The organism is Noviluteimonas caseinilytica (genome assembly GCF_018406605.1).
GTDB lineage: Bacteria > Pseudomonadota > Gammaproteobacteria > Xanthomonadales > Xanthomonadaceae > Noviluteimonas > Noviluteimonas caseinilytica.
On the sequence record NZ_AP024545.1, the window covers coordinates 2,504,063 to 2,530,132 of the forward strand.

Annotated in this window: 24 protein-coding genes; 12 read left to right on the forward strand and 12 right to left on the reverse strand. The window is 68.4% G+C overall.

Annotated features, from left to right (window positions below; all coding sequences use genetic code 11):
• The first annotated feature begins 45 nt into the window (after window positions 1-45).
• Genes LYSCAS_RS12165 through LYSCAS_RS12180 form a run of 4 tightly spaced genes read left to right on the forward strand, consistent with a single transcriptional unit; the run spans window position 46 to window position 5,378 of the window.
• On the forward strand, window positions 46-1,614 hold the full coding sequence (locus LYSCAS_RS12165; RefSeq protein WP_213434294.1) for an N-acetylmuramoyl-L-alanine amidase: 1,569 nt from the start codon (window positions 46-48) through the stop codon (window positions 1,612-1,614).
• Window positions 1,615-1,667: 53 nt separating this feature from the next.
• Window positions 1,668-3,461, forward strand: a complete 1,794-nt coding sequence (gene mutL / locus LYSCAS_RS12170; RefSeq protein WP_213434295.1) for a DNA mismatch repair endonuclease MutL — start codon at window positions 1,668-1,670, stop codon at window positions 3,459-3,461.
• Between the two features lies 1 nt (window position 3,462).
• Window positions 3,463-4,398, forward strand: a complete 936-nt coding sequence (locus tag LYSCAS_RS12175) for a DUF1684 domain-containing protein (RefSeq protein ID WP_213434296.1) — start codon at window positions 3,463-3,465, stop codon at window positions 4,396-4,398.
• 26 nt (window positions 4,399-4,424) lie between these two features.
• Window positions 4,425-5,378, forward strand: coding sequence for a TraB/GumN family protein (locus tag LYSCAS_RS12180; protein ID WP_213434297.1), 954 nt, complete (start codon window positions 4,425-4,427; stop codon window positions 5,376-5,378).
• Between the two features lie 529 nt (window positions 5,379-5,907).
• Here the strand turns inward: LYSCAS_RS12180 and rnfB are convergent.
• The 3 genes from rnfB to LYSCAS_RS12195 all read right to left on the reverse strand — a co-directional run bounded on the left by rnfB (window position 5,908) and on the right by LYSCAS_RS12195 (window position 9,075).
• Window positions 5,908-6,348 (reverse strand): Rnf electron transport complex subunit RnfB, encoded by a 441-nt coding sequence (gene rnfB / locus LYSCAS_RS12185; RefSeq protein ID WP_213434298.1) that lies wholly within the window; start codon window positions 6,346-6,348, stop codon window positions 5,908-5,910.
• A gap of 8 nt (window positions 6,349-6,356) precedes the next feature.
• A complete protein-coding gene (gene metG, locus LYSCAS_RS12190) occupies window positions 6,357-8,420 on the reverse strand; it encodes a methionine--tRNA ligase (protein WP_213434299.1) in 2,064 nt (687 codons plus the stop codon).
• A 220-nt stretch (window positions 8,421-8,640) separates the two neighbouring features.
• The gene (locus LYSCAS_RS12195; RefSeq protein ID WP_213434300.1) at window positions 8,641-9,075 is read right to left on the reverse strand and encodes a DUF2147 domain-containing protein; all 435 of its coding nucleotides are present in this window, start codon (window positions 9,073-9,075) and stop codon (window positions 8,641-8,643) included.
• Between the two features lie 188 nt (window positions 9,076-9,263).
• On the opposite strand from LYSCAS_RS12195, the gene apbC reads away from it, so the two are divergent.
• The gene (gene apbC, locus LYSCAS_RS12200) at window positions 9,264-10,139 is read left to right on the forward strand and encodes an iron-sulfur cluster carrier protein ApbC (RefSeq protein WP_213434301.1); all 876 of its coding nucleotides are present in this window, start codon (window positions 9,264-9,266) and stop codon (window positions 10,137-10,139) included.
• Window positions 10,140-10,186: 47 nt separating this feature from the next.
• Window positions 10,187-10,756, forward strand: coding sequence for a dCTP deaminase (gene dcd, locus LYSCAS_RS12205; protein ID WP_213434302.1), 570 nt, complete (start codon window positions 10,187-10,189; stop codon window positions 10,754-10,756).
• Here the strand turns inward: dcd and LYSCAS_RS12210 are convergent.
• From LYSCAS_RS12210 to LYSCAS_RS12220, 3 genes are read right to left on the reverse strand one after another with little or no spacing between them, the layout of a single operon-like run.
• A complete protein-coding gene (locus LYSCAS_RS12210) occupies window positions 10,753-11,043 on the reverse strand; it encodes a hypothetical protein (protein ID WP_213434303.1) in 291 nt (96 codons plus the stop codon). The genes dcd and LYSCAS_RS12210 overlap by 4 nt on opposite strands.
• The gene (locus tag LYSCAS_RS12215) at window positions 11,043-11,471 is read right to left on the reverse strand and encodes an HIT domain-containing protein (RefSeq protein ID WP_213434304.1); all 429 of its coding nucleotides are present in this window, start codon (window positions 11,469-11,471) and stop codon (window positions 11,043-11,045) included. Before LYSCAS_RS12215 ends, LYSCAS_RS12210 begins: the two co-directional genes overlap by 1 nt.
• Window positions 11,468-12,136, reverse strand: coding sequence for a dienelactone hydrolase family protein (locus LYSCAS_RS12220; protein ID WP_213434305.1), 669 nt, complete (start codon window positions 12,134-12,136; stop codon window positions 11,468-11,470). The genes LYSCAS_RS12215 and LYSCAS_RS12220 overlap by 4 nt, the downstream gene beginning before the upstream one ends.
• A gap of 102 nt (window positions 12,137-12,238) precedes the next feature.
• On the opposite strand from LYSCAS_RS12220, the gene rimO reads away from it, so the two are divergent.
• A complete protein-coding gene (gene rimO, locus LYSCAS_RS12225; RefSeq protein WP_213434306.1) occupies window positions 12,239-13,594 on the forward strand; it encodes a 30S ribosomal protein S12 methylthiotransferase RimO in 1,356 nt (451 codons plus the stop codon).
• Here rimO and greB read toward each other — a convergent pair.
• Entirely contained in the window at window positions 13,582-14,085 is a 504-nt protein-coding gene (gene greB / locus LYSCAS_RS12230) for a transcription elongation factor GreB (protein WP_213434307.1), read from the reverse strand. The genes rimO and greB overlap by 13 nt on opposite strands.
• Window positions 14,086-14,189: 104 nt before the next feature.
• On the opposite strand from greB, the gene LYSCAS_RS12235 reads away from it, so the two are divergent.
• Window positions 14,190-15,650, forward strand: coding sequence for a rhomboid family intramembrane serine protease (locus tag LYSCAS_RS12235; protein ID WP_213434308.1), 1,461 nt, complete (start codon window positions 14,190-14,192; stop codon window positions 15,648-15,650).
• A gap of 21 nt (window positions 15,651-15,671) precedes the next feature.
• Here LYSCAS_RS12235 and LYSCAS_RS12240 read toward each other — a convergent pair whose 3' ends face one another.
• The 3 genes from LYSCAS_RS12240 to LYSCAS_RS12250 are packed head-to-tail and all read right to left on the reverse strand — an operon-like array spanning window position 15,672 to window position 18,955.
• A complete protein-coding gene (locus LYSCAS_RS12240) occupies window positions 15,672-16,940 on the reverse strand; it encodes a tetratricopeptide repeat protein (protein ID WP_213434309.1) in 1,269 nt (422 codons plus the stop codon).
• Entirely contained in the window at window positions 16,937-17,395 is a 459-nt protein-coding gene (locus tag LYSCAS_RS12245; protein WP_213434310.1) for a hypothetical protein, read from the reverse strand. The genes LYSCAS_RS12240 and LYSCAS_RS12245 overlap by 4 nt, the downstream gene beginning before the upstream one ends.
• A gap of 42 nt (window positions 17,396-17,437) precedes the next feature.
• A complete protein-coding gene (locus LYSCAS_RS12250) occupies window positions 17,438-18,955 on the reverse strand; it encodes a helicase HerA-like domain-containing protein (RefSeq protein WP_213434311.1) in 1,518 nt (505 codons plus the stop codon).
• Window positions 18,956-19,123: 168 nt separating this feature from the next.
• On the opposite strand from LYSCAS_RS12250, the gene LYSCAS_RS12255 reads away from it, so the two are divergent.
• Window positions 19,124-20,692 (forward strand): transglycosylase SLT domain-containing protein, encoded by a 1,569-nt coding sequence (locus LYSCAS_RS12255; protein WP_213434312.1) that lies wholly within the window; start codon window positions 19,124-19,126, stop codon window positions 20,690-20,692.
• A 572-nt stretch (window positions 20,693-21,264) separates the two neighbouring features.
• On the opposite strand, the gene asd is transcribed toward LYSCAS_RS12255, so the two are convergent.
• Both asd and LYSCAS_RS12265 read right to left on the reverse strand, forming a co-directional pair.
• Window positions 21,265-22,134 carry an archaetidylserine decarboxylase gene (asd, locus tag LYSCAS_RS12260; protein ID WP_213434313.1) on the reverse strand — a complete coding sequence of 290 codons (870 nt, stop codon included), beginning with the start codon at window positions 22,132-22,134 and terminating at the stop codon, window positions 21,265-21,267.
• 4 nt (window positions 22,135-22,138) lie between these two features.
• On the reverse strand, window positions 22,139-22,783 hold the full coding sequence (locus tag LYSCAS_RS12265) for an SCO family protein (RefSeq protein ID WP_213434314.1): 645 nt from the start codon (window positions 22,781-22,783) through the stop codon (window positions 22,139-22,141).
• A 106-nt stretch (window positions 22,784-22,889) separates the two neighbouring features.
• Between LYSCAS_RS12265 and prmB the strand changes: the two genes are divergently transcribed.
• The 3 genes from prmB to LYSCAS_RS12280 are packed head-to-tail and all read left to right on the forward strand — an operon-like array spanning window position 22,890 to window position 26,005.
• Window positions 22,890-23,828 (forward strand): 50S ribosomal protein L3 N(5)-glutamine methyltransferase, encoded by a 939-nt coding sequence (gene prmB, locus LYSCAS_RS12270; protein ID WP_213434315.1) that lies wholly within the window; start codon window positions 22,890-22,892, stop codon window positions 23,826-23,828.
• 4 nt (window positions 23,829-23,832) lie between these two features.
• On the forward strand, window positions 23,833-24,933 hold the full coding sequence (aroC, locus tag LYSCAS_RS12275; protein WP_213434316.1) for a chorismate synthase: 1,101 nt from the start codon (window positions 23,833-23,835) through the stop codon (window positions 24,931-24,933).
• A 52-nt stretch (window positions 24,934-24,985) separates the two neighbouring features.
• Entirely contained in the window at window positions 24,986-26,005 is a 1,020-nt protein-coding gene (locus LYSCAS_RS12280) for an aspartate-semialdehyde dehydrogenase (protein ID WP_213434317.1), read from the forward strand.
• Window positions 26,006-26,070: the final 65 nt, after the last annotated feature.

Sequence of the window (26,070 nt, forward strand, 5' to 3'; positions counted from 1 at the left end):
AAATTTCGCTTGCAATCGATGCGACCCGGTGCTTAACTCCCGGCCATGCGCATCAAGGGGGCGACATTGCAGCAATGGATGCTTGGCGCAGCGCTGGTCTGGGCGCTGTGCTGGAACATTGCGCGCGCCAGTGAAATCAAGGACTTGGCGGTCACGGAAGGGCCGACCGGCACCCGCGCCGAGCTCCGCCTGGACGCCCCGGCCAAGTTCACCACGCTGACCCTCGCCGGCCCCGACCGGCTGGTGGTCGACCTCCCCGAATCCAGCCTCGCCCGCGGCGTCCGTGCGCCGGCCGGCGCCGGCGTCGTCAAGGCAGTCCGCACCGGCCATCCCGTGCCGGGCACCGTCCGCATCGTGTTCGACCTGGCCCTGCCGGTCGTCGCGCTCAAGCCCCGCATCGAACCCACCGCCGACGGCGCGCGCCTGGTGCTCGAGTGGCCGGGCGACGGCACGAGCGCGAACACCGCGGTCGCGAACGTGCCGGCGCCCAGCGCCGCGGACGATCCGATCGCCGCGTTCGCAACGAAGGAAGACGAATCCGACGCGCCCCCGCCGGTCGACACCGCTGCGCAAGCCGCGGCGTCGGCGCAGGCCACCTCGCGCCTGATCGCCGCCACGACGGCGCCTGTGAATCCGCCGCCGGCCACCGCGCGCCGCGCGACGACGGTAATTCCGAACGGCACCGTTTCGACCGGCACGCTCCCGGCTGGCACGGTATCGAGCAGCACGGTCCCGACCACGATCGCGACCGGCGTGCCCACGAAGGTGGCGCCGACGCTCCCGTCCCCGAATTCGGCCATGACCACGCCGCCGCCCGGCGCGACCAAGTCGATGCAGCAACTGATGCGTGGCGGCATGCGCCCGCTGATCGTCGCCATCGATGCGGGCCACGGCGGCCAGGATCCCGGCGCGCGCGGCGCCAACGGCAGCCGCGAGAAAGACCTCACGCTCGCCATCGCGCGCGAACTCGCGCGCCAGGTCAACGCCACGCCCGGCCTGAAGGCGTACCTCACGCGCGACACCGACGTGTTCATCCCCCTCGCGCAGCGCTACCAGAAGGCGCGCGCGGCGAAGGCGGACCTGTTCGTGTCGATCCACGCCGATGCGTTCAACAATCCCGAAGCCAGCGGCTCGTCGGTGTTCGTGCTCTCGCAGCGCGGCGCCTCGTCGCAGGCCGCGCGGTGGCTGGCGAACCAGGAAAACGCGGCCGACCTGGTCGGCGGCGTGCGCCTGCAGGACAAGGACAACACGCTGGCCTCGGTGCTGCTCGACCTGTCGCAGAGCGCCACGATGAAGGCCTCCGAGGACATCGCCGGCCACGTGCTGACGGGCCTCAAGCGCCTGGGCCGCACGCACAAGTCGTCGGTGGAGCGCGCGAACTTCGTCGTGCTGCGCTCGCCCGACGTGCCGTCGATGCTGGTCGAGACCGCGTTCATCACCAACCCGGACGAGGAGCGCAAGCTCAACGACCCGCGCCACCGCACCGAACTGGCGCGCGCGATCCTCGACGGCGTCAATACCTACTTCACCCGCCAGCCGCCGCCGGGCACGCTGTACGCCGCGCGCGCCGAAGCCGCCGAACAAGCCACCGCGTCCACCGCCGGCAGCCGCTGACGGCCGCCAAGGCCGGGCTATCATCGGCACTGCTTCCTGCCGCAGCGCCCGCCGTGCCGATCCGCCAGCTCCCCGACACGCTCATCAACCAGATCGCCGCGGGCGAGGTCGTCGAACGGCCCGCATCGGTGGTGAAAGAGCTCGTCGAGAACGCGCTGGATGCCGGTGCGCATCGCGTGGAGATCGACCTGGAAGAAGGCGGCATCCGCCTGATCCGCGTGCGCGACGACGGCGGCGGCATTCCCGCCGACGAACTTCCGCTCGCGATCTCGCGGCACGCCACCAGCAAGATCGCGTCGCTCGATGATCTCGAAGCCGTCGCGACGCTCGGCTTCCGCGGCGAAGCATTGCCATCGATCGCGTCCGTCAGCCGCTTCATGCTCGCCTCGCGCCACACCGACAGCGACCACGGCGCCGCGTTGCAAGTCGACGGCGGCCGCGTCGGCAGCGTCACGCCGAAGGCGCATCCGACCGGCACCACGGTGGAAGTGCGCGACCTGTTCTACAACGTGCCCGCGCGCCGCAAGTTCATGCGCGCCGAACGCACGGAGATGGGCCACATCGAAGAATGGCTGCGCTCGCTCGCGCTCGCGCGGCTCGACGTCGAACTGCGCGTCTCGCACAACGGCCGCCCCGCGCGCCGGTATCGCGGCGACAACATGCTGGCCTCCACCGATCGCCTGTTCGAAACCCTTGGCGAAGAATTCGCCAAGCACGCCCTGCGCGTGGACCACGAAGCCGCCGGCCTGCGCCTGCACGGCTGGATCGCGCAGCCCGTGTACAACCGCGCCAGCGCCGACCAGCAATACCTGTACGTCAACGGCCGCAGCGTGCGCGATCGCAGCGTCGCGCACGCGGTGAAGCAGGCCTACAGCGACGTGCTGTTCCATGGCCGGCAGCCGGCGTACGTCCTGTTCCTCGAAGTGGATCCGCGCACGGTGGACGTCAACGTGCATCCGGCGAAACACGAAGTGCGCTTCCGCGAATCGCGCCTCGTGCACGACTTCACCTATCGCACGCTGCAGCAGGCGCTCGCGGAAACGCGCGCGGGCATGGCCGCGGACGTGGCGCCGGTCGCGGACATCGGTGCGCGCACGTGGGTGGGCCCCTCGACCTGGCAGGGCAACAACCAATCGGGCCTGTCGTTGCGCGTCGAAGAAACCCGCGCCGGCTACGCGCACCTGTACGCCCCGGTCGACGCGGACACCGACGTCGCACTCGCCGAACGCCCGATGCCGATGCCCGAAGCGCGCGACGATGCCGCGCCGCCGCTCGGCTTTGCGATCGCGCAGTTGCACGGCATCTACATCCTCGCCGAGAACGCCGAGGGCCTGATCGTCGTGGACATGCACGCTGCGCACGAACGCATCGGCTACGAGAAACTCAAGCACGCGCACGACGGCGCCGGCCTGCGCACGCAACCGCTGCTCGTGCCGATGACGGTGGCCGTGTCGGAGCGCGAAGCCGACGTCGCCGAACGCGAAGCCGCCACGCTCGCGCAACTCGGCTTCGAAGCCACGCGCGCCGGCCCGCAATCGGTCGCCTTGCGCAGCGTGCCCGCGCTGCTCGCCGATGGCGATGTCGAAGCGTTGCTGCGCGACGTGCTCGCCGACCTGCGCGAACACGGCGAATCCCGCCGCATCGCCAACGCGCGCGACGAACTGCTGTCGACGATGGCGTGCCACGGCGCGGTGCGCGCCAACCGCCGCCTCGGCATCCCGGAAATGAACGCGTTGCTGCGCGAGATGGAAGCGACCGAACGGTCCGGCCAGTGCAACCATGGCCGCCCGACGTGGACGCGCGTTTCGCTCACCGACATCGACCGCTGGTTCCTGCGAGGACGTTGAAATGGGGAAGGGGATTGCAATCGCACTCGGCGTGGCGTTCGCGCTCGCCGGCTGCAACAAGGGCGACGACGGCGCCGCCGCGCGCGCGAAGGCCGCCGCGGAAGCGAAGGCGTTCGCGGCGCACGAAGCGCCGTATCGCAAGGAACGCATCGACGGCCTGCTCGCGCCGGAAGGCTGGACCACGCTGGTCGGCCTGCACTGGCTCGAACGCGGTTCGCACTACGCCGGCAGAGCGCCGAACAACGGCATCCACCTGGCGAAGGGCCCGGCGAACCTGGGCATGTTCGATGTCTCGCCCAAGGGCCTCGTGCGCTTCGTGCCGGCCAAGGGCCTGGCGCTGACGCTCGATGGCCAACCGCTGCAGGGCGCGATCGTGATGCGCACCGACCAGGATGAAGGCGGCGCGAGCAAGCTCGGCTTCGACGACGGCAAGGGCGTGGCGACGGTGATCGTGCGTGGTGATCGCACCGCGTTGCGCGTCAAGCACGCCGATGCCGAAGCGCGCACGCAGTTCGCCGGGCTGCAATGGTGGCCGGGCGGCGCGTCGTGGGTGGTGCCGGGCAAGTTCGTGCCGCACGAAGCCGGGCGCACGGTGCAGATCGTCAACATCATCAACCAGGTCGAACAGGTGCCGAACCCGGGCCTGGTCGAATTCCAGCGCGACGGCAAGACCTACCGGCTGGAAGCGATCGACGAAGGCGAACCGACGTTGTTCCTCGTGTTTGCCGACCGCACCAGCGGCCACGGCAGCTATCCCGCCGGCCGCTACATGGACATCGCGCGCCCGGATGCGAAGGGCAACGTGACGCTCGACTTCAACCGCGCCTACAACCCGCCGTGCGCGTTCACCGCGTACGCGACGTGCCCGATGCCGCCGGCCGCCAACCGCCTCGATCTCGCGATCGCGGCGGGCGAGCGCGCCTACGCCAAACACTGACCACCGCATTCCACCAAGGATCGTCCATGCCCCGTTCCGCCTGGTTGTCGCTCCTCCTCGCCGCTGCGTTGCCCGTGCTCGCGGCGTCGCCCGCGAAGGCGCCGGCACCGCAGTCCTCGCCCGTGCCGCTGCTGTGGAAGGTGTCCGACGCCAACAACAGCGTGTACCTGCTCGGTTCCTTCCACCTGCTGCGCAAGGATGACTATCCCTTGTCGAAGGACATCGATGCGGCGCTGACGGATGCCGAATCGGTGATGTTCGAATTGCCGCCCGAAGAGATGGGTTCGGTGGAGCTGGGCCAGAGCATGTTCGTCGCCGCGGTGCGCACCGACGGCACGACGTTGTCCGACGATCTCACCCCGGCGATGCAGAAGAACTACGACAAGTGGGTGGCCGCGCACGATACCGACATCCGCGCAATGTTCGGCGGCGCCGCGGGCGCGGAACTGCTGCAGAAGATGAAGCCGTGGATGGTGGGCATCCTGGTGTCGCTGGTCGATGCGAAGGGGATGGGCATGGAATCGGAGCTCGGCCTCGACATGCACCTCTCCGCGGCGGCGAAGGCCGCGGGCAAGCCGTCCAGCGGCCTGGAAACGGGCGCGCAGCAGCTGGCGTTGTTCTCGGGCATGTCGCGCGAGGAGCAGCTGCAGTTGCTCGACGAGGCGCTGACCGAATCGTCCGACGGCAAGCAGGAGATGGAATCGCTGCACCGCGAGTGGCGCGCCGGCAATGCCGATGCGTTGTGGAACGGCATGGGCAAGGAGACGCGCGCGAAGTTCCCGGCGCTCTACCGCCGTATCAACGTCGAGCGCAACGATGCGTGGGTGCCGAAGCTCGAAGGCTTGCTGCGCGCGCCGGGCACGGACGATACGTTGGTCGTGGTGGGTGCGCTGCACCTGCTCGGCAACGATGGCGTCGTCGAGAAGCTGCGCGCGAAGGGGTTCAAGGTCGAGCGGATCTGCAGCGCCTGCAAGCACTGACTGTTTACTTGCGTCGTCCCCGCGAAGGCGGGGACACCCAGAGGGGCGCTCCGCCACGCCCCATCGCACAGTCTTTTCTGCCGCAAGAGCAACGCGGCAGAAAAGACCGTACGACGTGCCGCGTCGGATCTCGTCGCCGTCTTGTTCGCGCCAACACGCCTGCGTAGACCCATGCACCGCAGCGGACAGTTGCTGGCGAACACATCTGCTCCGGATGGACGGCGCGCCGCCCACCTCGAGCCCTCGCATCTGAAATGCCTCACTGCTCTCTGGCAGGCGGGGCGCCTGTCCAAGTCTGTGCCTTCCACACATTAGGAAGGAAAGCGGTGGCACCGCGCTTTTGATTGTCGCGAAAGAAGTGATTGGGTTGCGCGTGCGTTACTACGCACGCCAGCGAACCCAGGAAAAGGTCGGCCTCTTGATCGAAAAGGCACGCAAGGTGATGCCCCAGCCCGTGGTGGGGTGAGAATTTTCGCCGCCACGTCGGCGAGAAATTCTTACCCCGCCGCGGGTTCGGGCGACGAGGTCTTCACTCCAGGCGGGCTTCTGCAGGAATGCCAAGCGAAACCATCACGATGCAGTCCACAGGACACGCGGGCACGCACAGCTCACACCCGGTGCACAGCGCGTCGATGACGGTGTGCATGCGCTTGCTCCCCCCGACGATCGCGTCGACTGGGCAGGCCTGGATGCACTTCGTGCAGCCGATGCAGTCGGCTTCGACCACCAGCGCGACGATCGGCGGCTTGTGCGTGCCGCGTTCGCGGTCGTAGGGTTTCGCGGGCACGTGCAGCGCGTGCGCCAATGCACGCGCGCCGGCATCGCCGCCGGGCGGGCAACGATCGACGTCCGCTTCGCCACGCGCCATCGCGTCGGCATACGGACGACAACCCGCGAACCCGCACTGGCCGCATTGGGTCTGCGGCAACAGGCGATCGAGGCGTTCGACGAGATCGATGGCGATGGCCATCGACAGGCTCACTTCACCGGCGAACCGGCCGGTGCATCGGGGGCGTCGAGCAGGTGCAGGCCGCCGCCATCGACGCCGGCGGACAGGATCATCCCTTCGCTCACGCCGAAGCGCATCTTGCGCGGCGCCAGGTTGGCAATGAACACGACGTTGCGGCCCACGAGCGCCGCGGGATCGCCGTAGGACGCGCGGATGCCGGAGAAGATCTGGCGCTTGCCGAGGTCGCCGGCATCGAGTTCGAAGCGCAGCAGCTTGTCGGAGCCTTCGACGAACTCGCACGCGAGCACCTTCGCCACGCGCAGGTCGAGCTTCGCGAAATCGTCGATGCCGATGTGCGCGGCGGCGGCGGCCGCGGGTGCGGCGGCCTCCACCTTCGGCGCGGGCTTCGCGGCGGGCGTGGCGGCGACGGGCGCGGTGCCGCCCATGGTGTCCTTGCTGGCGTCGGTCATCTGGTCGATCTGCTTCGGGTCGATGCGGGTGAAGAGGGGGGCGTACGCGTTGATGCGGCGGCCGAGGAGCGGCTGCGCGAGGTCGTCCCATCGGGCGACCGGCGCGGCGAGGAAGGCTTCGGCATGGCCGGCCAGCTTCGGCAACACGGGCTTGAGCATCGCGCACAGCACGCGGAACAGGTTGATGCCCTGCGTGCACACGGCCTGCAGTTGCGCATCGCTGCCGTCCTGCTTCGCGAGCACCCACGGCTTGGTTTCGTCGATGTAGCGATTGGCTTCGTCGGCCAGCGCCATCGCGTGGCGCAGCACGGCGGCCGGCTGGTTGGCGTCGTACGCCGCGACGATGGATGGGATCGCGTCGACGAAGCGCTGGTACATCGCCGGCTCCGGCAATGCATCGGCGAGCTGCCCGCCGAAGCGCTTGTCGATGAAGCCCGCGCAGCGGCTGGCCAGGTTGACGAACTTGCCGACGAGGTCGGCGTTCACGCGCGCGACGAAGTCCTGCAGGTTGAGGTCGAGGTCATCGACGCCACCGCCGGACTTGGCCGCGAAGTAGTAACGCAGCGCTTCCGCATCCAGGCCGCTGTCGAGGTACGTGCGCGCCATGACGAACGTGCCGCGCGACTTGGACATCTTCGCGCCGTCGACGGTGAGGTAGCCGTTGACGTGCAGCTTCGTCGGCGCGCGGAAGCCCGCGCCGTGCAGCACCGCCGGCCAGAACAGGCCGTGGAAGTTCACGATGTCCTTGCCGATGAAGTGGTGCAGCTCCGCGTCGCTGTCGTGCGCCAGGTATTCCATCCAGTTCGCGCCTTCGCGCTCGCACAGCACCTGCAACGCGGACAGATAGCCGATCGGCGCATCCAGCCACACGTAGAAATACTTGCCGGGATGCCCCGGGATCTGGAACCCGAAATACGGCGCATCGCGCGAGATGTCCCACGCGCGCAAACCGCCTTCGGCGTCGAGCCATTCGAGCAGCTTGGCTTTCACGCCCGGGATCGCTACGTCGCCGTCGAGCCACGTGCGCAGGAAATCGCTGAACGTGCCGACTTCGAAGAAGAAGTGCTCGGAGTCGCGCAGTTCGGGCGTGGCACCGCTGAGGACGGAGCGCGGTTCCTTCAGGTCCGTCGGCGCGTACGTCGCACCGCAGTTTTCGCAGTTGTCGCCGTACTGGTCCGGCGTGCCGCAGTTCGGGCAGGTGCCCTTGATGTAGCGGTCGGGCAGGAACATGCCCTTGGCCGGATCGTAGAACTGCGCCACGTTGCGGTGCGCGATGTGTCCCGTCGCATCCAGGCGCGCGAAGATCGCTTCGGTCAGCGCGCGGTTGTGCGGCGAATTGGTGGAATCGTAGTGGTCGAAGGCGACGTGGAATTCGGCGAAGTCGCGTTCGTGCTGCGCCTGGATGCCGGCGATGAAGGTTTCCGGCGTGACGCCGGCCTTCTCCGCGGCGAGCATGATCGGCGTGCCGTGCGTGTCGTCGGCGCACACGAAGCGCACCTTGTGGCCCGACATGCGCCGCGCACGCACCCAGATGTCGCCCTGGATGTACCCGACCAGGTGGCCGAGGTGCAGGGGTCCGTTGGCGTAGGGCAGGGCGCAGCTGACGGCGACGTGGCGGGTCATGGGCGTGGCGAAACTGGGGGCCGGGGATTATTGCATGGGGGGGTGAGCGAGGCCCGGCGTCGAGTGCCGAGAGCGGGAACAGGGAACAGGGAACAGGGAACAGGGAACAGGGAACAGGGAACGTCAATTCCTTCCCCGTTCCCCGTTCCCGCCTTTTGCATCCCCAAAAAGCAAACGGCCCCTTCCGGGGCCGTCGCCATTCGATCGGAACGACGCGCGGTTACTCGCGCGTCCACTCCTGGTGCTTGCAGATGAAGCTCACGCAGCCGTAGACGTTGAGCTTCTTGCCGCCGTCGACCAGTTCGGCCTTCGACTTGTAGGTCTTGCCGTTGGAGAGCTTGAGGACCGTGCCGCTGTCCCAGGCGCTGGCGCCGTCGGGCTTGAGGTTCCAGACGATGACCATGCCCTTCATCGGCTTGCCCTTGGCAGCGCCCGTGCAGGCATCGCACTTGGCGTCCGGGGCGAACAGCGTGTCGACGACCTTCGCGGCGATCGTGCCGCCCTTGGCCTCGTACACCTCGACGATCAGGCGCGGCTTGCCGGTTTCTTCGTCATAGGTCTTCCAGCGGCCGACCGGCGAGGTCTGGGCCGACGCGATCAGCGCGGCGCCGAACAGCGGCAGCGCGAGCAGCGACGCGAAAAGCTTGGTGCGCATGGACCCCTCCCAGGGAATGCAATGTGTTGTGTCGGATGCGCCCCCGTATGGCGACGCGCGGCCTTTATACCCCAAGTGCCATGGCCCGACGGAAGGGGGCGGCCGCCCGTTGCGTCGGCGTTGGGCCGCGTGAGCGTCGCCGACTCGGTACCATGCCGCGCTTCCCCCGCACCTTCGAAGCACGCCGCATGAGCAGCATCCCCCGCAGGCCCGCCACCGCGCACGCCGTGCAGCCCGGCCTCAAGCCGCTGCCGCGCATCCGGAACCTGATCGCCGTCGGATCGGGCAAGGGCGGGGTGGGGAAATCGACCACCGCGGTGAACCTGGCGCTGGCCATCGCCGCCGAAGGCGCGCGCGTGGGCGTGCTCGATGCCGACGTGTACGGCCCGAGCATCCCGACGATGCTGGGCCTCACCGGCCGCCCCGACAGCCCCGACGGCAAGCAGATCGTGCCGATGCGCGCGCACGGCATCGAAGCGATGTCGATCGGCCTGATGATCGAAGAAGACTCGCCGCTGATCTGGCGCGGCCCGATGGCCACCTCCGCGCTCACGCAGTTGCTCGAGCAGACCCTGTGGGGCGGCGCGGGCGAAGACGCGCAGCTGGATTACCTCATCGTCGACCTGCCGCCGGGCACGGGCGACATCCAGCTCACGCTGGCGCAGAAGATCCCGGTCGCCGGCGCCGTCATCGTCACCACGCCGCAGGACGTGGCCACGCTCGACGCGCGCAAGGCGCTGAAGATGTTCGAGAAGGTGCACGTGCCGGTGCTCGGCCTGGTCGAGAACATGGCGGTGCACGTGTGCTCGAACTGCGGCCACGTCGAACACCTGTTCGGCCAGGGCGGCGGCCAGCGCATCGCCGCGCAGTACGGCGTGCCGCTGCTGGGGTCGCTGCCCCTGGACATCGGCATCCGCGAGCAGGGCGACGTGGGCACGCCGATCTTCGCGTTCGCCCCCGATTCGGCCGCGGCCGAGGCCTACCGCGCAACGGCGCGGGCCCTGCTGGCCGAACTCGAAAAGCGGCCGCGCGCGCAGGTCTCGCTGGGCGCCCAGCTGCTCTGACGCTTTAGAATCCCGCCCTTTCCGCCCCAAGACGGACCCCGACCCGAATGAGCATCAAGAGCGACCGCTGGATCCGACGCATGGCCGAACAGCACGCCATGATCGAACCGTTCGAACCGGGCCAGTGCAAGGTGGCCGCCGACGGCCAGCGCATCGTCAGCTACGGCACGTCCAGCTACGGCTACGACGTGCGCTGCTCGCGCGAGTTCAAGGTCTTCACCAACATCAATTCAACGATCGTCGACCCGAAGCATTTCGATTCCGGCAGCTTCGTCGACATCGAATCGGACGTGTGCATCATCCCGCCGAATTCGTTCGCGCTGGCGCGCACCGTCGAATACTTCCGCATCCCGCGCGACACGCTGGTGGTGTGCCTGGGCAAGAGCACGTACGCCCGCTGCGGCATCATCGTCAACGTCACGCCGCTCGAACCCGAATGGGAAGGCCACGTCACGCTGGAGTTCTCCAACACCACGCCGCTGCCGGCGCGCATCTACGCCAACGAAGGCGTGGCGCAGATGCTGTTCTTCCAGAGCGACGAAGTCTGCGAGACCTCGTACAAGGACCGCGGCGGCAAGTACCAGGGCCAGAAGGGCGTGACGCTGCCCCGCACCTAGGGCTTCTGGTACGTCACGAAGAAGCCCTGCAGGTCGCCGTTCTCGATGTACGGCTCGACGCTCACGACCTTGTAGCCGTGCTGCGCGAACGCGTTGTGCGCGCGGCTGAGCGCATTGGCCGCGCCCTGGTTGCGGAAGCCCCAGCTGGCGTCGACCCAGATGGTCGCGGCCTGCAAGCCGGTGCGTTGCGCTTCGGCGGCGGCGTCTTCGGGTTTCTTGTCGAACAGGCCCGCGTGTGCGGGCAGCGTGCAGGCGAGCAGCACGGCGAGCAACAACGATTTGCGCATCAGGCGTCTCCGGATTCCAGGCGCGACCGTAGCATGCGCATCCGTTCCACCAGCGCCTCCATCGAGTAGGGCCGCGCCGCGGTCATGCCCCAGACGGGTTTCGGCCAGGCGATGTCGTCGTGGAAGCGCGCGATCACGTGCACGTGCAGTTGCGGCACGAGATTGCCGAGCGCGGCCACGTTCAACTTCTGCGGGCGGAACACCTGCAGCAGGCGTGCGGCGCGATCGATCTCCTGCATCAATGTCGCCTGCTGCGCGGCATCCAGGTCGGTGATCTCGGTGGCGTCCGCCACGCGCGGGACCAGGATCAGCCAGGGATGGTGGTCGTCGTCCATCAGGCGCAGTTCGCACAGCGGCCACGACGCCACCGGATGGGTGTCTTCCGACAACTGCGGATGCAGCGACCACGGGAGTGGCTGCGCGGTCATCGCAGGTTCGCCTCGAGGAAGGCGAGCGTGCGTTGCCAGGCCAGCGTCGCCGCTTCTGGCGCGTAGGCGTGCGGATCGACGTCGCGGTTGAACGCATGGCCTGCGTCGTCGTAGACGAACACCTGCGCCTGCGGTTGCAGCTTGCGATGCTTTTCGATGTCGTCCGGCGGGATCGAAGGATCCTTGCCGCCGAAATGGAACAGCAACGGCGCACCGGCCGTTTCGTCGAGGAACGGCACGCTGCGCGCGCCGTAGTAACCCACCGCCGGCAGTTGCAGCCGCGTGGCGCACAGGAAGGCGAGGGTGCCGCCCCAGCAGAACCCGACCGCGCCCACGCGCAGGCCTTCCATCTGCAGTTTTTCCGCCGCCGCGTTCAGCAGGTCCATCGCGCGCGGGATGCCCAGCGCGGCGGTGAGGGCGCGGCCGCGCTGCAGGTCGGCGTCGCTGTAGGTGAGCTCCACGCCGTGCTCCACCGGGTCGAACAGGGCCGGCGCCAGCGCCACGAAGCCCGCCGCGGCCAGCCGGTCGGCCACGCTGCGGATGTGCGCATTCACCCCGAAGATCTCCTGGATCACCAGCACCGCGCCCCGCGAGGGGCCCGTGGGTTCGGCCCGCCAGCCGCGGATCGGGCCGTGCGGGGTTTCCAGGTCGATCCAGCGATTCACGGGCTGCACCTGAAGGCCGAGTGGGGGATTGATCCTACGCCGGCTGGCGGCCGGGCGCGCGCGACTATAATCCGCCGCCTTCGTCCCGCAGCAGCCCCCCGCATGTCCGTCATTTCCAAGCCGAAACCCGCCGCCACCGGGGGCCGCGTCGGCTTCGTCAGCCTCGGCTGCCCGAAGGCGCTGGTCGATTCCGAGCGCATCCTCACGCAGCTGAAGGTCGAGGGCTACGACATCGTCCAGTCCTACGACGATGCCGACATCGTGGTGGTCAACACCTGCGGCTTCATCGACTCGGCGGTCACCGAATCGCTCGATGCGATCGGCGAGGCGCTGGCGGAAAACGGCAAGGTCATCGTCACCGGGTGCCTGGGCAAGAAGCCCGAGCAGATCCGCGAAGCGCATCCGGACGTGCTGTCGATCAGCGGCCCGCAAGATTACCAGAGCGTCATGACCGCGGTGCACGCCGCGCTGCCGCCGGCGCACGACCCGTTCCTGTCGCTCGTGCCCGACACCGGCATCAAGCTGACGCCGAAGCATTACGCGTACCTCAAGATTTCCGAAGGCTGCAACCACCGGTGCAGCTTCTGCATCATCCCGTCGATGCGCGGCGACCTCGTGTCGCGCCCCGTCGACGACGTGTTGCGCGAAGCCGAGAAGCTCGCGATGGGCGGCGTGCGCGAATTGCTGGTGATCTCGCAGGACACCTCGGCTTACGGCGTGGACGTGAAGTACGCCGAGCGCACCTGGCGCGGCAAGCAGTACCAGACGCGCATGAAGACGCTGTGCGAAGGCCTGTCGGAACTCGGCCTGTGGACGCGCCTGCACTACGTGTACCCGTACCCGCACGTCGACGACATCATCCCGCTGATGGCCGACGGCAAGCTGCTGCCGTACCTCGACATCCCGTTCCAGCACGCCAGCCCGCGCATCCTCAAGCTGATGAAGCGGCCGGGTGCGGTGGAGAAGACGCTCGAGCGCATCCAGCGCTGGCGCGCAACGTGCCCGGAACTCGCGATCCGTTCGACCTTCATCGTCGGCTTCCCCGGCGAGACGGAAGCCGAATTCGAAACGCTGCTCGACTTCCTCGACGAAGCGCAGCTCGACCGCGTCGGCGCGTTCGCGTACTCGCCGGTCGACGGCGCCACCGCGAATGCGTTGCCCGATCCGGTGCCGGAAGCCGTGAAGCAGGAGCGCCTCGCGCGCTTCATGGAACGGCAGGCGATGATTTCCGCCGATCGCCTGGAAGCGAAGGTCGGCACGGTGCAGCAGTGCCTGGTCGATGCGCTGGATGGTGAACTGGCGATCGCGCGTTCGCGCTTCGATGCGCCGGAAATCGATGGCCTGGTGCAGATCCAGGACGGGCGCGACGCGGGCCTGAAGCCCGGCGATTTCGTCGACGTCGAAATCCTGGGCAGCGACGAACACGACCTGTTCGGCGAGACGTCCTACGCCGCGTAACTGACCTCGACGATCACGTAGCGCGCCGGCCCGCCCGGCAGCACGGCTTCGAATTCGTCGTCCACGCGCTTCTTGAGCATCGCGCGCGCCAACGGCGAGTCCACGCTGATCCATCCGAGCTTCGCGTCGGTCTCGTCGGGGCCGACGATGCGATAGCGCTGCGTTTCCCCGCTGGTGGCGTGTTCGATCTCGACCTGCGCGCCGAAGTACACGGCCTCGCGATCCGCGGGCACGGTGTCCACCACGCGCAAGGATTCCAGGCGTTTGGACAGGTACCGCACGCGCCGGTCGATCTCGCCCAGCTGCTTCTTGCGATACGTGTACTCGGCGTTCTCCGAGCGGTCGCCCTCGGCCGCGGCGGCGGCCAGCGCCTTGACCACCTCGGGGCGCTTGCGGCGCCACAACTCGTCGAGTTCCGCCTTCAGGCGTGCGTGCCCGTCGGGCGTGATCAACGCGGTGCTTTTCTCGGCGGGTGGTCGCCAGCGACCCATGCGCAGGATTCCAATGACGGCCTGTGCTTATGCCAAGTCGGCGCGCCGCGATCAAGCGCGGCGGTGCGCTTGCGCGGCCGACGGCGTTCGCGGACGCTTGCCGCATGCTGATCCTGCCGCTGCATCGCCCGCTCACGCGCGCGACCTTCCCCGTGGTCACGGCCTTGCTGTTGCTGGCCAACGTGATCGTGTATTTCGGTTTCCAGTGGGGCGACGACGCCAAGCTGGAAGCCGCGCTCGTGCAGTACGAGCAGTCCGGCCTGGCCCGGCTGGAAGTGCCCGCGTACGAACGCTGGGTGGAAACGCGCGGCGGACGCGGCAAGGCGCTCGACGCCCTGCGCGCGGCGCCGGACGACAAGCGCGGCCCGCTGGTCGCGCGCGAAACGCTCTTCGATCCGGATTACGAACGCGCGCTGCAAACCGGCACGCCGTTCGCCGATGCGAAGGACTTCGCTGCGTGGAAACCCTTGCGCGCCCGCTACGACGCGCAGCTCGAAGACATCTTCACGTGGCGGCACGTCGCGCGCGCCAGCGAATTCGACCTGGGCCGCATGCTGGCTTCCACGTTCCTGCATGCCGATCCGTTGCACCTGTTCGGGAACATGCTGTTCCTCGTCGCGCTGGGCCTGCTGGTGGAAGGCGCGATCGGGCCGTGGCGCTTCCTCGTCGTGTACGTGCTCGGTGGCCTGGGGGCCAGCGCGGCCTCGCTCGCCTGGCACTGGGGCGAAGCGACCGCGGGCCTCGGCGCGTCGGGCGCCATCGCGGCGCTGATGGGCGCGTTCTGTTTCATCTGGGGCCGGCAGCGCGTGCGGTTCTTCTTCTGGATCGGCGTGTGGTTCGATTACGTGCGCGCGCCGGCGTTGTGGTTGTTCCCGGCGTGGCTGGGGTGGGAAGTGTTCAACCTGCTCACGCAGGACGATGCGCGCGTCGCGTTCGAAGCGCACGCGGGCGGCCTGGTGACCGGCGCCGTGCTGGGCTGGGCGTTGTCTGCGACGGGGCAGGTGCGCCAGGCCTTCCTGCGCGACGAGGATCCCGCGGCGGCGCGTGACGATCGCTGGGAGCGCGCGCAGCGCCACATCGGCCGCATGCAGCTGGCGGAAGCCGATGCGTTGCTGGAAACGCTGGCGGCCGAGCAGCCGCAGCGCGTCGACGTGCGCATCGCGCGCTATCGCGTCGCGCGCAACGGCGGGCGCGCAGCGAATGCACTGGAACGCGCGATGGACGCGTTGTCGATCGATGCGCGCGACGTGGCCTCCGCGACGGCGCAGGTCGGGTTGCTGGACGAACTGGATGCGCAGGCGATCGCACTGCCGGCGTCGCTGCGCCTGTCATTGGCGCAACGCTTCCTCGCGATGCAGTGGCCCGATGCGGCGGAACACGCCTTGCAAGGCCTGCCGGCCGATGAAGTCGTCCCGGAACAATCGCAGCGCTGGTTCGAAGTCGCGCTGCGCTACCGCGACGCAGGCGCGCACGACGCGCACCTGCGTTGCCTGCGCCTGCTCGCACAACGCCACCCGGGACAACCGCAGGCGGCGAAGGCGCGCTTCCTGCTCGAACAGGCCTGACGCACGACGCGATCGCGGGCCTCAGCCCGCGACCGGTCCCACCGCTTTCAACGCGGCCTCGAGCTTCTGCTGCATCGCCGGATCGGTCGCGCGTGCGCGCGCCTGTTCCAGCAACACCTTCGCGTCCGCATCGCGGCCGAAGCGATCCACCAGCAACATCGCCGCGTGCAGGCCCCATTGCGGCGCGTTCGGATCGGCCGGATACGTGCGCAGCAACGCCTGGTACGCATCCAGCGCGAGTTGCGACTGGCCGCCCAGGCGAGCCTGTTCGGCGAGGCGCTCGGCGTGCGTCGAATCCAGGGGCACGAACGCAGGATCGGCATCGAGCGATTCGCGCAGCAGGCCCAGCGCACGCCGATCCTGGCGTTCCTGCATCAGCTGGTGCAGGAACTGGCGTGCGTGTTCCAGCACCGCCGCCGGATCGCCGGCCTGCTTCAGCAGGCGCCGATACACCTCGTGCACGTCGGTCGTCACCGAGCGCGTGCGGACTTCGCTGCGCAGCAAGGCCAGGGCCTCGTCGGTCTTGCCGTCGCGCACCAGCGGCTCGACCTGCGCCAGCAACGCATCGCCGCCCGGCGCACCGGGCAGCGGATGCGCATCGTCGCGCAACGCCTCGGGTTCGAAGCCGAGCGCTTCGTGCGACTGGTAGAGCAGGTACCCCATGAGGTGGAAGGCGGAGAACATCGCCCAGAACAGCGCGAACATCAGCACCACCGGCCCCAGCAGCGGCATGACGCGCGCGATCCACGCCCCCGCCATCAGCGCGCTGGCCTGGATCACGAGCAGCAGGCCGAACACGGCGAAGTAGGGGAAACCCACGCGCGCGACCAGCGAGAGCGACTGCGCCGGATTCAACGCGGACGACAGGCTGCCCGTCATCGCCAGCATCATCGTCATGCCCGGCTGCAGGAACGCCACGACCACCAGCGCCAGCAAGCCGAGCTTCGGCCCGCCGAGCCCCACGCAGATCAGCAGCACCGCGATCAGGATCAGCTGCAGCGCGATGAAGCGCCACACCACGCCGTCGTCGATCGACACCTCCACTTCCGGCGGATCCATGTAGCCGTCCGCCGTGCGCCGCAGGATCTCGAACGCGTACTTGTACGCGGCCAGCCACACCAGGATGCCGACGATGCCGCCGATGAAGGGAATGACCCGCAGCAGCCCCGCGAGGGACAACGCGATCAGCGTCATCAGCGCCGCGCCGCGCCCCGGGTAGAGCGCGATCGACGGGATGCGTTGCCAGAACGGTTCGGCGGGCGCGACGGCCGCGCGGGGCCTGGCACTCATTGCGCGGTGCTGCGCTTGAGGACCTCGTCGCCGTTGCGCAACTCGTCGTTGGACACGAGTTCGTACACGCGGTCGGCGTCGGCCTTGCTGTTCGGATCCAGGCGGACGTGGTGCGCATCGGGTTCGAGCGTCCACGTGCCGGTGGCGGGTTCCTTCGCGGCCAGGCTTTCGTTCGTCATGTTGTACATGCCGTCGGCGGTGAAGGTGACCGACATGTTCGCGTTGCCGAAGCTGCCGGCGAACGCCTTCGCGTCGAACGTGGTGTGTTCGCCGGGCGCGGCGGATTCGGCAACGCCGTAATGCGCGGTCGTCGCGGGGGCGGCGGGGGCCACCTCTGCAACGGTGGCCGGTGCGGCGACCGTGGCGGCGGCCGGCGTGGCGTCGGTGGACGGCGCGCGGTTGCAGGCCGCGAGCGTGGCGAGGGCGAGCAAAGCGAACGGGAGCGACTTGCGCATCGTGATCCTCATCGTGGTTGGAATTGCGTGGGTATGACGGACTCAGCGGCGGCCGCCGAAGATGCTGCCCAGCACGCCGCGCAGGATCTGCTGCCCGACCTTGCTGCCGACGGTGCGCGCGGTCTGCTTGGCCATCGTTTCGACCATGCCTTGCCGGCGCTTGGTGCCGAACACGGCGTCCTTCACCGCCTGGCTGAAACCGCCGCCATCGTCGTCGGCGGCTTGCTTGGCAGGCGGCGCGTTCGTGCGCGCAGCGGTGGCTTCGACGCCGGCAGCGAGTTTTTCCGCGGCCGAATCGCGATCGATGCGCGTGTCGTACTTCGCGCCCACCGGGCTGCCGGCGCGGACCTGCATGCGTTCGGCGTCGGTGATCGCGCCCATGCGGCAGCGCGGCGGGGCGATGAGCGTGCGTTCGACCGGCATCGGCACGGCGCGCGCGTTGGGCGCGTCGTGCAGCATCGACACGAGCGCTTCGCCCACGCCGAGCGCGGAGATCGTCTTCGCAACATCCAGCGCCGGATTGGCGACGAAGGTTTCCGCCGCCACGCGCACGGCTTTCTGGTCGCGCGGCGTGAACGCACGCAGTGCATGCTGCACGCGATTGCCGAGCTGGCCGAGGATGTTGTCGGGTACGTCGTCGGGGAACTGCGAGCAGAAATACACGCCCACGCCCTTCGACCGGATCAGGCGGACGACTTGTTCGATGCGCTGCTGCAGGGCGGGCGGCGCGTCGTCGAACAGCAGGTGCGCTTCGTCGAACACGAAGGCGAGCTTGGGTTTGTCCAGGTCGCCCACTTCCGGCAGCGTTTCGTACAACTCGCTGAGCAGCCAGAGCAGGAAGCTGGAATACAGGCGCGGCTTCAGCACCAGCTGGTCCGCGGCGAGGATGCCGATGACGCCGCGGCCGTCGGTGTTGGTGCGCATCAGGTCCGCGAGTTCCAGGCCCGGTTCGCCGAAGAATTCGTCCGCGCCGTCCTGTTCCAGGCGCAGCAGCGCGCGCTGGATCGCGCCCACCGATTGCGTGCTCACCAAACCGTACGACGTGGTGATGTCCTTGCGTTCGTCCGACACCAGGCCGAGCAGGGCGCGCAAATCTTCGAGGTCGAGCAGCAACAGCCCGCGGTCGTCGGCGAGCTTGAACACGATGTCGAGCACGCCCGATTGCGTGTCGTTGAGCTCCAGGATGCGCGCGAGCAAGGTCGGGCCCATTTCGCTGACGGTGGTGCGCACGGGATGGCCGCGCTTGCCGTACAGGTCCCAGAAGATCACCGGATTGGCGGCGGGCGCGTAATCGGGCACGCCGATCTGCGCGACGCGGTCGAGCAGTTTCTGGTCGGGCGTGCCGGCCACCGCGAGGCCGGCGACATCGCCCTTGACGTCGGCGAGGAACACCGGCACGCCGATGCGCGAGAAGCCTTCGGCGAGCGTCATCAGCGTGACGGTCTTGCCCGTGCCGGTGGCGCCGGCGACGAGGCCGTGTCGATTCCCGTACCTGGGTTCGAGCAGGACGCTCCCGCCCTCGGGCGTGGTGACCGACTTGCCGACGAGGATGGGTTGCATGCGGGGTGCCTGTTCAGGAGTCGCGTCGATTCTAAACACGCCGACCCTCCGTCGGCGGTTTGTGTCGAAAGGCGGCCCGCGTCCGCAGTTCTGCCCGATGGCGTGTTGCAGTGCGGCGCGCGCGAGGGTTACCGTCCCCCATCTTCTTCACCCCGTCTTTGCATTTTTATGGCCGCTTCCGTCACGTTCCGCCTTCCGCTCGTCCTCGCCGCAGGCCTCGCGTTCACCGGCTTGATGCCTGCCGACGCCGGCGCCGTGTCGCGCCGCGACCAGGCCAGCATCGACGCGCTCAACCAGCGCATGTCGGCCGCCGAGCAGAAGTACCGCGCCGCCGTGGTGAAGATCGGCAACGCCGATCCCACCGGCCAGGCGCAGGCCGATTCGGCGCTGGAGGACATGGAAGACGTGGTTGCCGCCTGCATGCAGCAGAAGGGCTGCCAGGTGCCGACGATGCTCACGACGTACAAGCGCCTGCTGAAGGTGAATGCGGACGCCGAAGCCCAGGTGGCCGACGGCGACGACGACATGGACGACGGCGACGGCGACGACCACATCAACGCGATGGCCGCCGACGTGCCGGAAGCCGCGCGCGCCGCGCAGCTGCTGGACGACGACCACCGCTTCGACCAGATGGTGCAGTACAACCCGGCCGTGCAGGCCGGCATCCGCCGCTGGCTGACCGACATGCGCCCGGCGCTGATGGACAGCTACGAGAACTACGAATACATGCGTCACCTGATGTGGCCGCAGTACGAGCGCGCGGGCCTGCCCGAAGCGCTGCTGTTCGGCATCATGGCGAAGGAATCCAACGGCAAGGTGCACGTGAGTTCGCGCGCCGGCGCGGCCGGCCCGATGCAGTTCATGTACAACACCGGCAAGCGCTTCGGCCTGGGCCCGGACGGCACGGGCTTCGATACGCGCTTCGACGCGCGTTCGGCCGCCGAAGCCAGCGCCTCGTACCTCAACGAGCGCATGGGCGAGCTCAACCGCAGCATCGAACTCGCGCTGGCCGCGTACAACGGCGGCGAAGGCCGCGCGTTGCGCGTGTACCAGGCCGGCGGCGGCAAGGGCTTCTGGGATGCGTCGGTGTACAACCAGTTTCCACCGGAAACGCGCGACTACGTGCCGATGGTGATCGCGGCGGCGTGGCTGTTCCTGCACCCGAAGCAATACGGCATCACCTTCCCGAAGGTCGATGCGAAACCGGCGATGCTCAAGCTGACGCGTGCGGCGTCGATCTACGAACTCACGATCTGCCTCGGCAACGGCGGCACGCGCGAGGGCTACATGCGCGCGCTGCGCAACCTCAACCCGCGCTACGAAGCCGACAGCAGGCTGCCGGCGGGCGCGTCGCTCAATGCGACGACGAAGATCGTGGGCCTGTACAACCGCCACTGCACGATGGGCAAGCGCGCGGACCTGGCGCACCAGCTGGTCATCAGCGATCCGACGACGGCGGTGGTGCGCGTGGGCGACATCGCGATGGTGGGCGGGGTGACCACGCCGACGGCGCCCGTTGCGGTGGCGGCGGATGCGAAGCCGGCGGCGAAGGCTGCCGCGGCCAAGCCGGCGAAGAAGAAGTCCTACAAGGTGCGCAGCGGCGAGACGCTGACGGCGATCTCGCGCAAGTTCTCCTGCGATACGCGTGCGCTGGCGGAAGCCAACAAGATCAAGGCGCCGCGTTACGCCATTCGTCCGGGGCAGACGTTGCAGCTGGAAGGTTGCACTGCGGACTGACCTTCATCCCTGCGAAAAGCAGGGATCCATGGTTCGCTGCAAAAGCTCGCCTGAGGTGAGGTTGCTCGTCGCCCGAACCCGCGGCGGCGTAAGAATTTCTCGCCGACGTGGCGGCGAAAATTCTCACGCCACCACAGGTTGGGGCATCACCTTTCGCGCCTTTTCGATCAAGGTGTCTGCGGTTACATGAGGTCGCAGGCGTGCGTGTAACGCACGCACACCCCAATCATTTCTTTCGCGACGAGCAAAAGCGCTTGCCGAAGAACTCATGGTTGGCGACGCCCGGAAACCTCTTTCTTGCAGTGACACTGCCGACGATTCGCGCAGCAGCTCTTGATTGCCGCGAAAGCAATGATTGGGTTGCGCGTGCGTCACACGCACGCCAGCGACCTCAAATCAAGGTCGGCCCCTTGATCGAAAAGGCTCGAATGGTGATGCCCCAGCCCGTGGTGGGGTGAGAATTTTCGCCGCCACGTCGGCGAGAAATTCTTACCACGCCGCGGGTTCGGGCGACGCGGTCTTCACCCCAAGCGGGCTTCTGCAGTGCACCAACATTCCTGCTTTCGCAGAGATCAAAGCAACGTCGCCAACCGCTCGCCCAACTTCACCGACCCCTGCGGCCGCAACCCTTCATCAAGCTGCGCCACACCCGCCGGCAGCAACACGATCACGGTGGAGCCGTAATTGAAGCGCGCCATCTCCGCAAAGCGCTCCACGATGAACCCACGCCCGCGATAGTCCTTCACCGTGATCGGCCCACCGTACGGCGGAATCTCCACGCCGCCCCATACCGTTTCGACGCCCGACACCAGCAACGCACCCACCATCACCATCGCCATCGGCCCGAAGTCCGTGTCGAAATGGCAGACCACGCGCTCGTTGCGGGCAAACAGTTTCGAGACCGACCCCACCGCATCCTCGCCGACGCTGAAAAGCCGCCCCGGGATGTGCACCGTTTCGCGCAGGGTGCCGGTCCACGGCATGTGTACGCGGTGGTAGTCGCGGGGCGAGAGGTACACCGTCGCGAACGTGCCGCCGATGAATTTCTCCGCCGCGTCTTCGTCGCCCAGCAACTCCGCGACCGAAAATCCGTGGCCCTTCGCCTGGAAGATGTGGCCCGGGTCTTCGTGTTCCGCGTCGCCCGCGCGGCCGATGTGCCCGCATTCGCTGATGCGGCCGTCGGCGGGCATCAGCAACGCGCGCGCATCCGGATGCGGCGCGCGTGCACCGGGTTTCAGCGCGCGGGTGAAGAACGCATTGAACGTCGGGTAGCGCGTCGCATCGGACTCGAGCGCTTCATCCAGGTCGACGTTGAACTTGCGCACCACCGTGTCGATGAGCCACTGCTTGGTGCGCGGATTCGTGGAATACGCCAGCCGCCGCGCGAGCGAGGACAGGAAGCGATGCGGGAGGACGTAGGTGAGGGCGGTGACGGGACGCATCGGGTCACCGTGCCACGGACGTCGTGAGCGCCGCGAGGTCGGCGGCGATCGCGCGCGGATCCAGCGGCGGTTGCACGATGCCGGCCATGCGGCCCTGCGGATCGAGCACGGCGAGCGTGGCCGAATGGTCGACGGAGTACTGGTCGGCGGGCACGCCTTCGGGCGGCGCGACCTTCATGAAGACCATCGACAGGCTGCGCGCGAAGGCCTCCAGCGCCGGCTCGTCGCCGGTGGCGGCCATCGTGTCCTTGTGGAAGGCGTGCGCGTATTCGCCGGCGCGCAGCGCGGTGTCGCGCGCGGGATCCACCGACACGAACAGCACGCGCGGGCGCACCGGGTCCGGCAGCGAACTCCACTGTTTCTGCGCCTGCGCCAGTTCGGCCAGTGTGGTCGGGCAGACGTCCGGGCAATGGGTGAAGCCGAGGAACACCACCGTCCAGTGGCCCTGCAGTTCGCCCGGGACCAGCCGCGTGCCGTCGGACTGCTGCAGCGAGAAGGCGGGCAGGGGGCGCGGTTCCGGGAACAGGCGGACGGCCCGCAATTCCGGCGCGGCCGGGGCGTGCGGGGCGAAGGCGTGCTGCGCGGCCCACAGGCCCAGGCCCGCGGCGACGGCGACCAGGAGGATCCACAGGGTGGTGCGGTTGAACATGGGCGGGTGTTCCTGGAAGGCGGTTCGCGGGGGCCGGCGGCGGCGAATGATAGCGGGCGCGCTATCATCACCGGCCTTTCGCATCCGCGGTTCCTTCATTCCAGCCATGACCGAAGCGCTCGCCACGATCATCGACCTGATCCGCTACGGCGCCAGCCGCTTCAACGCGGCGGGGCTCACCTTCGGCCACAGCTACGACAACGCGCTGGACGAGGCCACGCAGCTCACCCTGCACGCCCTGCACATGCCGCACGACCTCAGTCCGGTCTACGGCCAGGCGCGCGTCACCGAGGCGGAGAAGGAAGAAGTCCTGTCGCTGTTCCTGCGCCGCATCGAAGAACGCATCCCCGCCGCGTACCTGACGGGCGAGGCGTGGTTCGCCGGCCTGAGCTTCAAGACGGACCGCCGCGCGCTGGTGCCGCGCTCGCCGATCGCCGAGATGATCGAACACGGCTTCCAGCCCTGGCTCGGCGAACGCGAAGTGCGCCGTGCGCTGGACCTGTGCACCGGGTCGGGCTGCATCGCGATCGCGATGGCGCACTACAACCCCGATTGGCACGTCGACGCGGTGGACCTCTCGCCCGACGCACTCGCCCTGGCCGGCGAGAACAAGGAACGCCTGCACGCCGAGAACGTTCGACTGCTGCAGTCCGACCTGTTCTCGCACCTGCAGGGCGAACACTACGAACTGATCGTGACCAATCCGCCCTACGTCACGAACGCCGAAACCGACGCGCTGCCGCGCGAATACGGCTACGAACCCGAACTCGGCCTGCGCGCCGGCGACGATGGCCTGGACCTCGCGCTGCAGATCATGGCCGACGCGCCGCTGCACCTGGATCGCGACGGCCTGCTGATCTGCGAAGTGGGCGAAGCCGAAAAGGCGCTCAGCGCATTGCTGCCGGAACTCCCGCTCGCGTGGGTGGAATTCAAGGTCGGGCAGATGGGCATTTTCGTCGCCGAATGCAGCGACCTGGTCGCGCACAACGCGCGCATCCGCGAGCTCGCCGACGCGCGCCGCGCGCAGATGCGCAAGGCCGGCTGATTACGTGAACACCTTCGGCCAGCTGTTCCGCGTCACCACCTTCGGCGAGTCCCACGGGCCCGCCATCGGGTGCGTGATCGACGGCTGCCCGCCCGGCGTGACCATCAGCCCCGACGATTTCCGCGACGACCTCGCGCGCCGCGCCACCGGCCGCACGCGCCACACGTCGCAGCGCCACGAGGCCGACGAGGTCGAGATCATCAGCGGCGTATACGAAGGCCGCACCACCGGCACGCCGATCGCGTTGCTGGTGCGCAACACCGATGCGAAGTCGAAGGACTACGACGCCATCGCGCAGACGTTCCGCCCCGGCCACGCCGATTACACGTACTGGCAGAAATACGGCCATCGCGATCCGCGCGGCGGCGGGCGTTCGTCCGCGCGCGAAACCACGATGCGCGTCGCCGCCGCCGTGCTGGCCAAGCGCTGGTTGAACGAGAAGTTCGGCGTGCGCGTGCGCGGGCACCTGGCGCAGATCGGCAACGTGGTGCCGCGCGGCTTCGACTGGAGCGCCGTGGAAGGCAATCCGTTCTTCTGGCCCGATGCCTCGCAGGTGCCGGAGCTGGAGGCGTACATGGATGCGCTGCGCAAGTCGGGCGATTCCGTCGGCGCGCGCATCACCGTGTGCGCCGATGGCGTGCCGCCCGGCTGGGGCGAACCGATCTACGGCAAGCTCGACGGCGAACTCGCCGCGGCGCTGATGTCGATCAACGCGGTCAAGGGCGTGGAAGTCGGCGACGGTTTCGCGGTGGTCGCGCAGCACGGCACCGAGCATCGCGACGAGATCAGCGAAACCGGTTTTTTGTCAAACCACGCCGGCGGCATCCTCGGCGGCATTTCCACCGGGCAGCAAGTGGTCGTGTCGGCGGCGTTCAAGCCGACTTCGAGCCTGCGCTTGCCCGCGCGCAGCCTGGACATGGACGGCCAGCCCGTCGAAGTGGTCACCACCGGTCGCCACGACCCCTGCGTGGGCGTGCGCGCCACGCCCATCTGCGAGGCGATGGTCGCCCTCGTGCTGATGGACCAGGCCCTGCGCCATCGCGCGCAGTGCGGCGATGTCGGCGACGTGTCGCCGCGCATCGCGCCCGGCGCGGGCAAACGCTGAGCCGCGCACGCCATCCCATTTGCGCAACACCCTTCATCCCCCAGGTAAAGAAATGACGCAGAAGACTTTCAAGGTCGCGATCGTCGGTGCCACCGGTGCCGTCGGCGAAGTGATGTTGTCCATCCTCGCGGAACGCCAGTTCCCGGTGTCCGAAGTCGTCGCGCTCGCCAGCGCGCGCTCGGCCGGCGGCAAGGTGAAATACGGGGCGCGCGACATCCCGGTGCAGGACCTGGCCACGTTCGATCCGGCGGGCGTGGACATCGCGCTGTTCTCCGCGGGTGGGGCGACGTCGAAGGAATACGCGCCGAAGTTCGCCGCCGCGGGCGCGGTGGTGATCGACAACAGCTCGGCCTTCCGCTACGACGACGACGTGCCGCTGGTGGTGAGCGAAGTGAACCCCGACCAGGTGCGCAACCGCCCGCGCGGGATCATCGCCAATCCCAACTGCTCCACGATGCAGATGCTGGTCGCGCTCGCGCCGATCCATCGCAAGGCCGGCATCGAGCGCATCAACGTCGCCACGTACCAGTCGGTGTCGGGTGGCGGGCGTTCGGGCCTGGAAGAACTGGGCCGGCAGACCGCGGGCATCCTCAACTTCCAGGAAGCCAGGCCGGAGAAGTTCCAGGTGCAGATCGCGTTCAACCTGATCCCGCACATCGACGACTTCCAGGACAACGGCTACACGAAGGAAGAAATGAAGCTGGTGTGGGAGACGCAGAAGATCCTCGGCGACGCCGCGATCCGCGTGAACCCGACCGCCGTGCGCGTGCCGGTGTTCTACGGGCATTCCGAGGCGGTCAACGTCGAGACGCGCGAGAAGATCACGGCCGCCGAAGTGCGCGCGCTGCTGCTGGACGCGCCTGGCGTGGAAGTGGTGGACGAACCGAAGGCGGGCGGCTACCCGACGCCGGTCACGCACGCCTCGGGCACCGACGCGGTCTACGTCGGCCGCATCCGCGACGACTACTCGCACCCGCGCGCGGTCAACCTGTGGATCGTCTCGGACAACATCCGCAAGGGCGCCGCGCTCAACGCGGTCCAGATCGCCGAACTGGTCGCCGCCGAAGGCTGATCCGGGGCCGCATGTCGCACCGCGCGTTTACACGCGCGGCAGCGCACGGCTATTGTCAGCGCGGT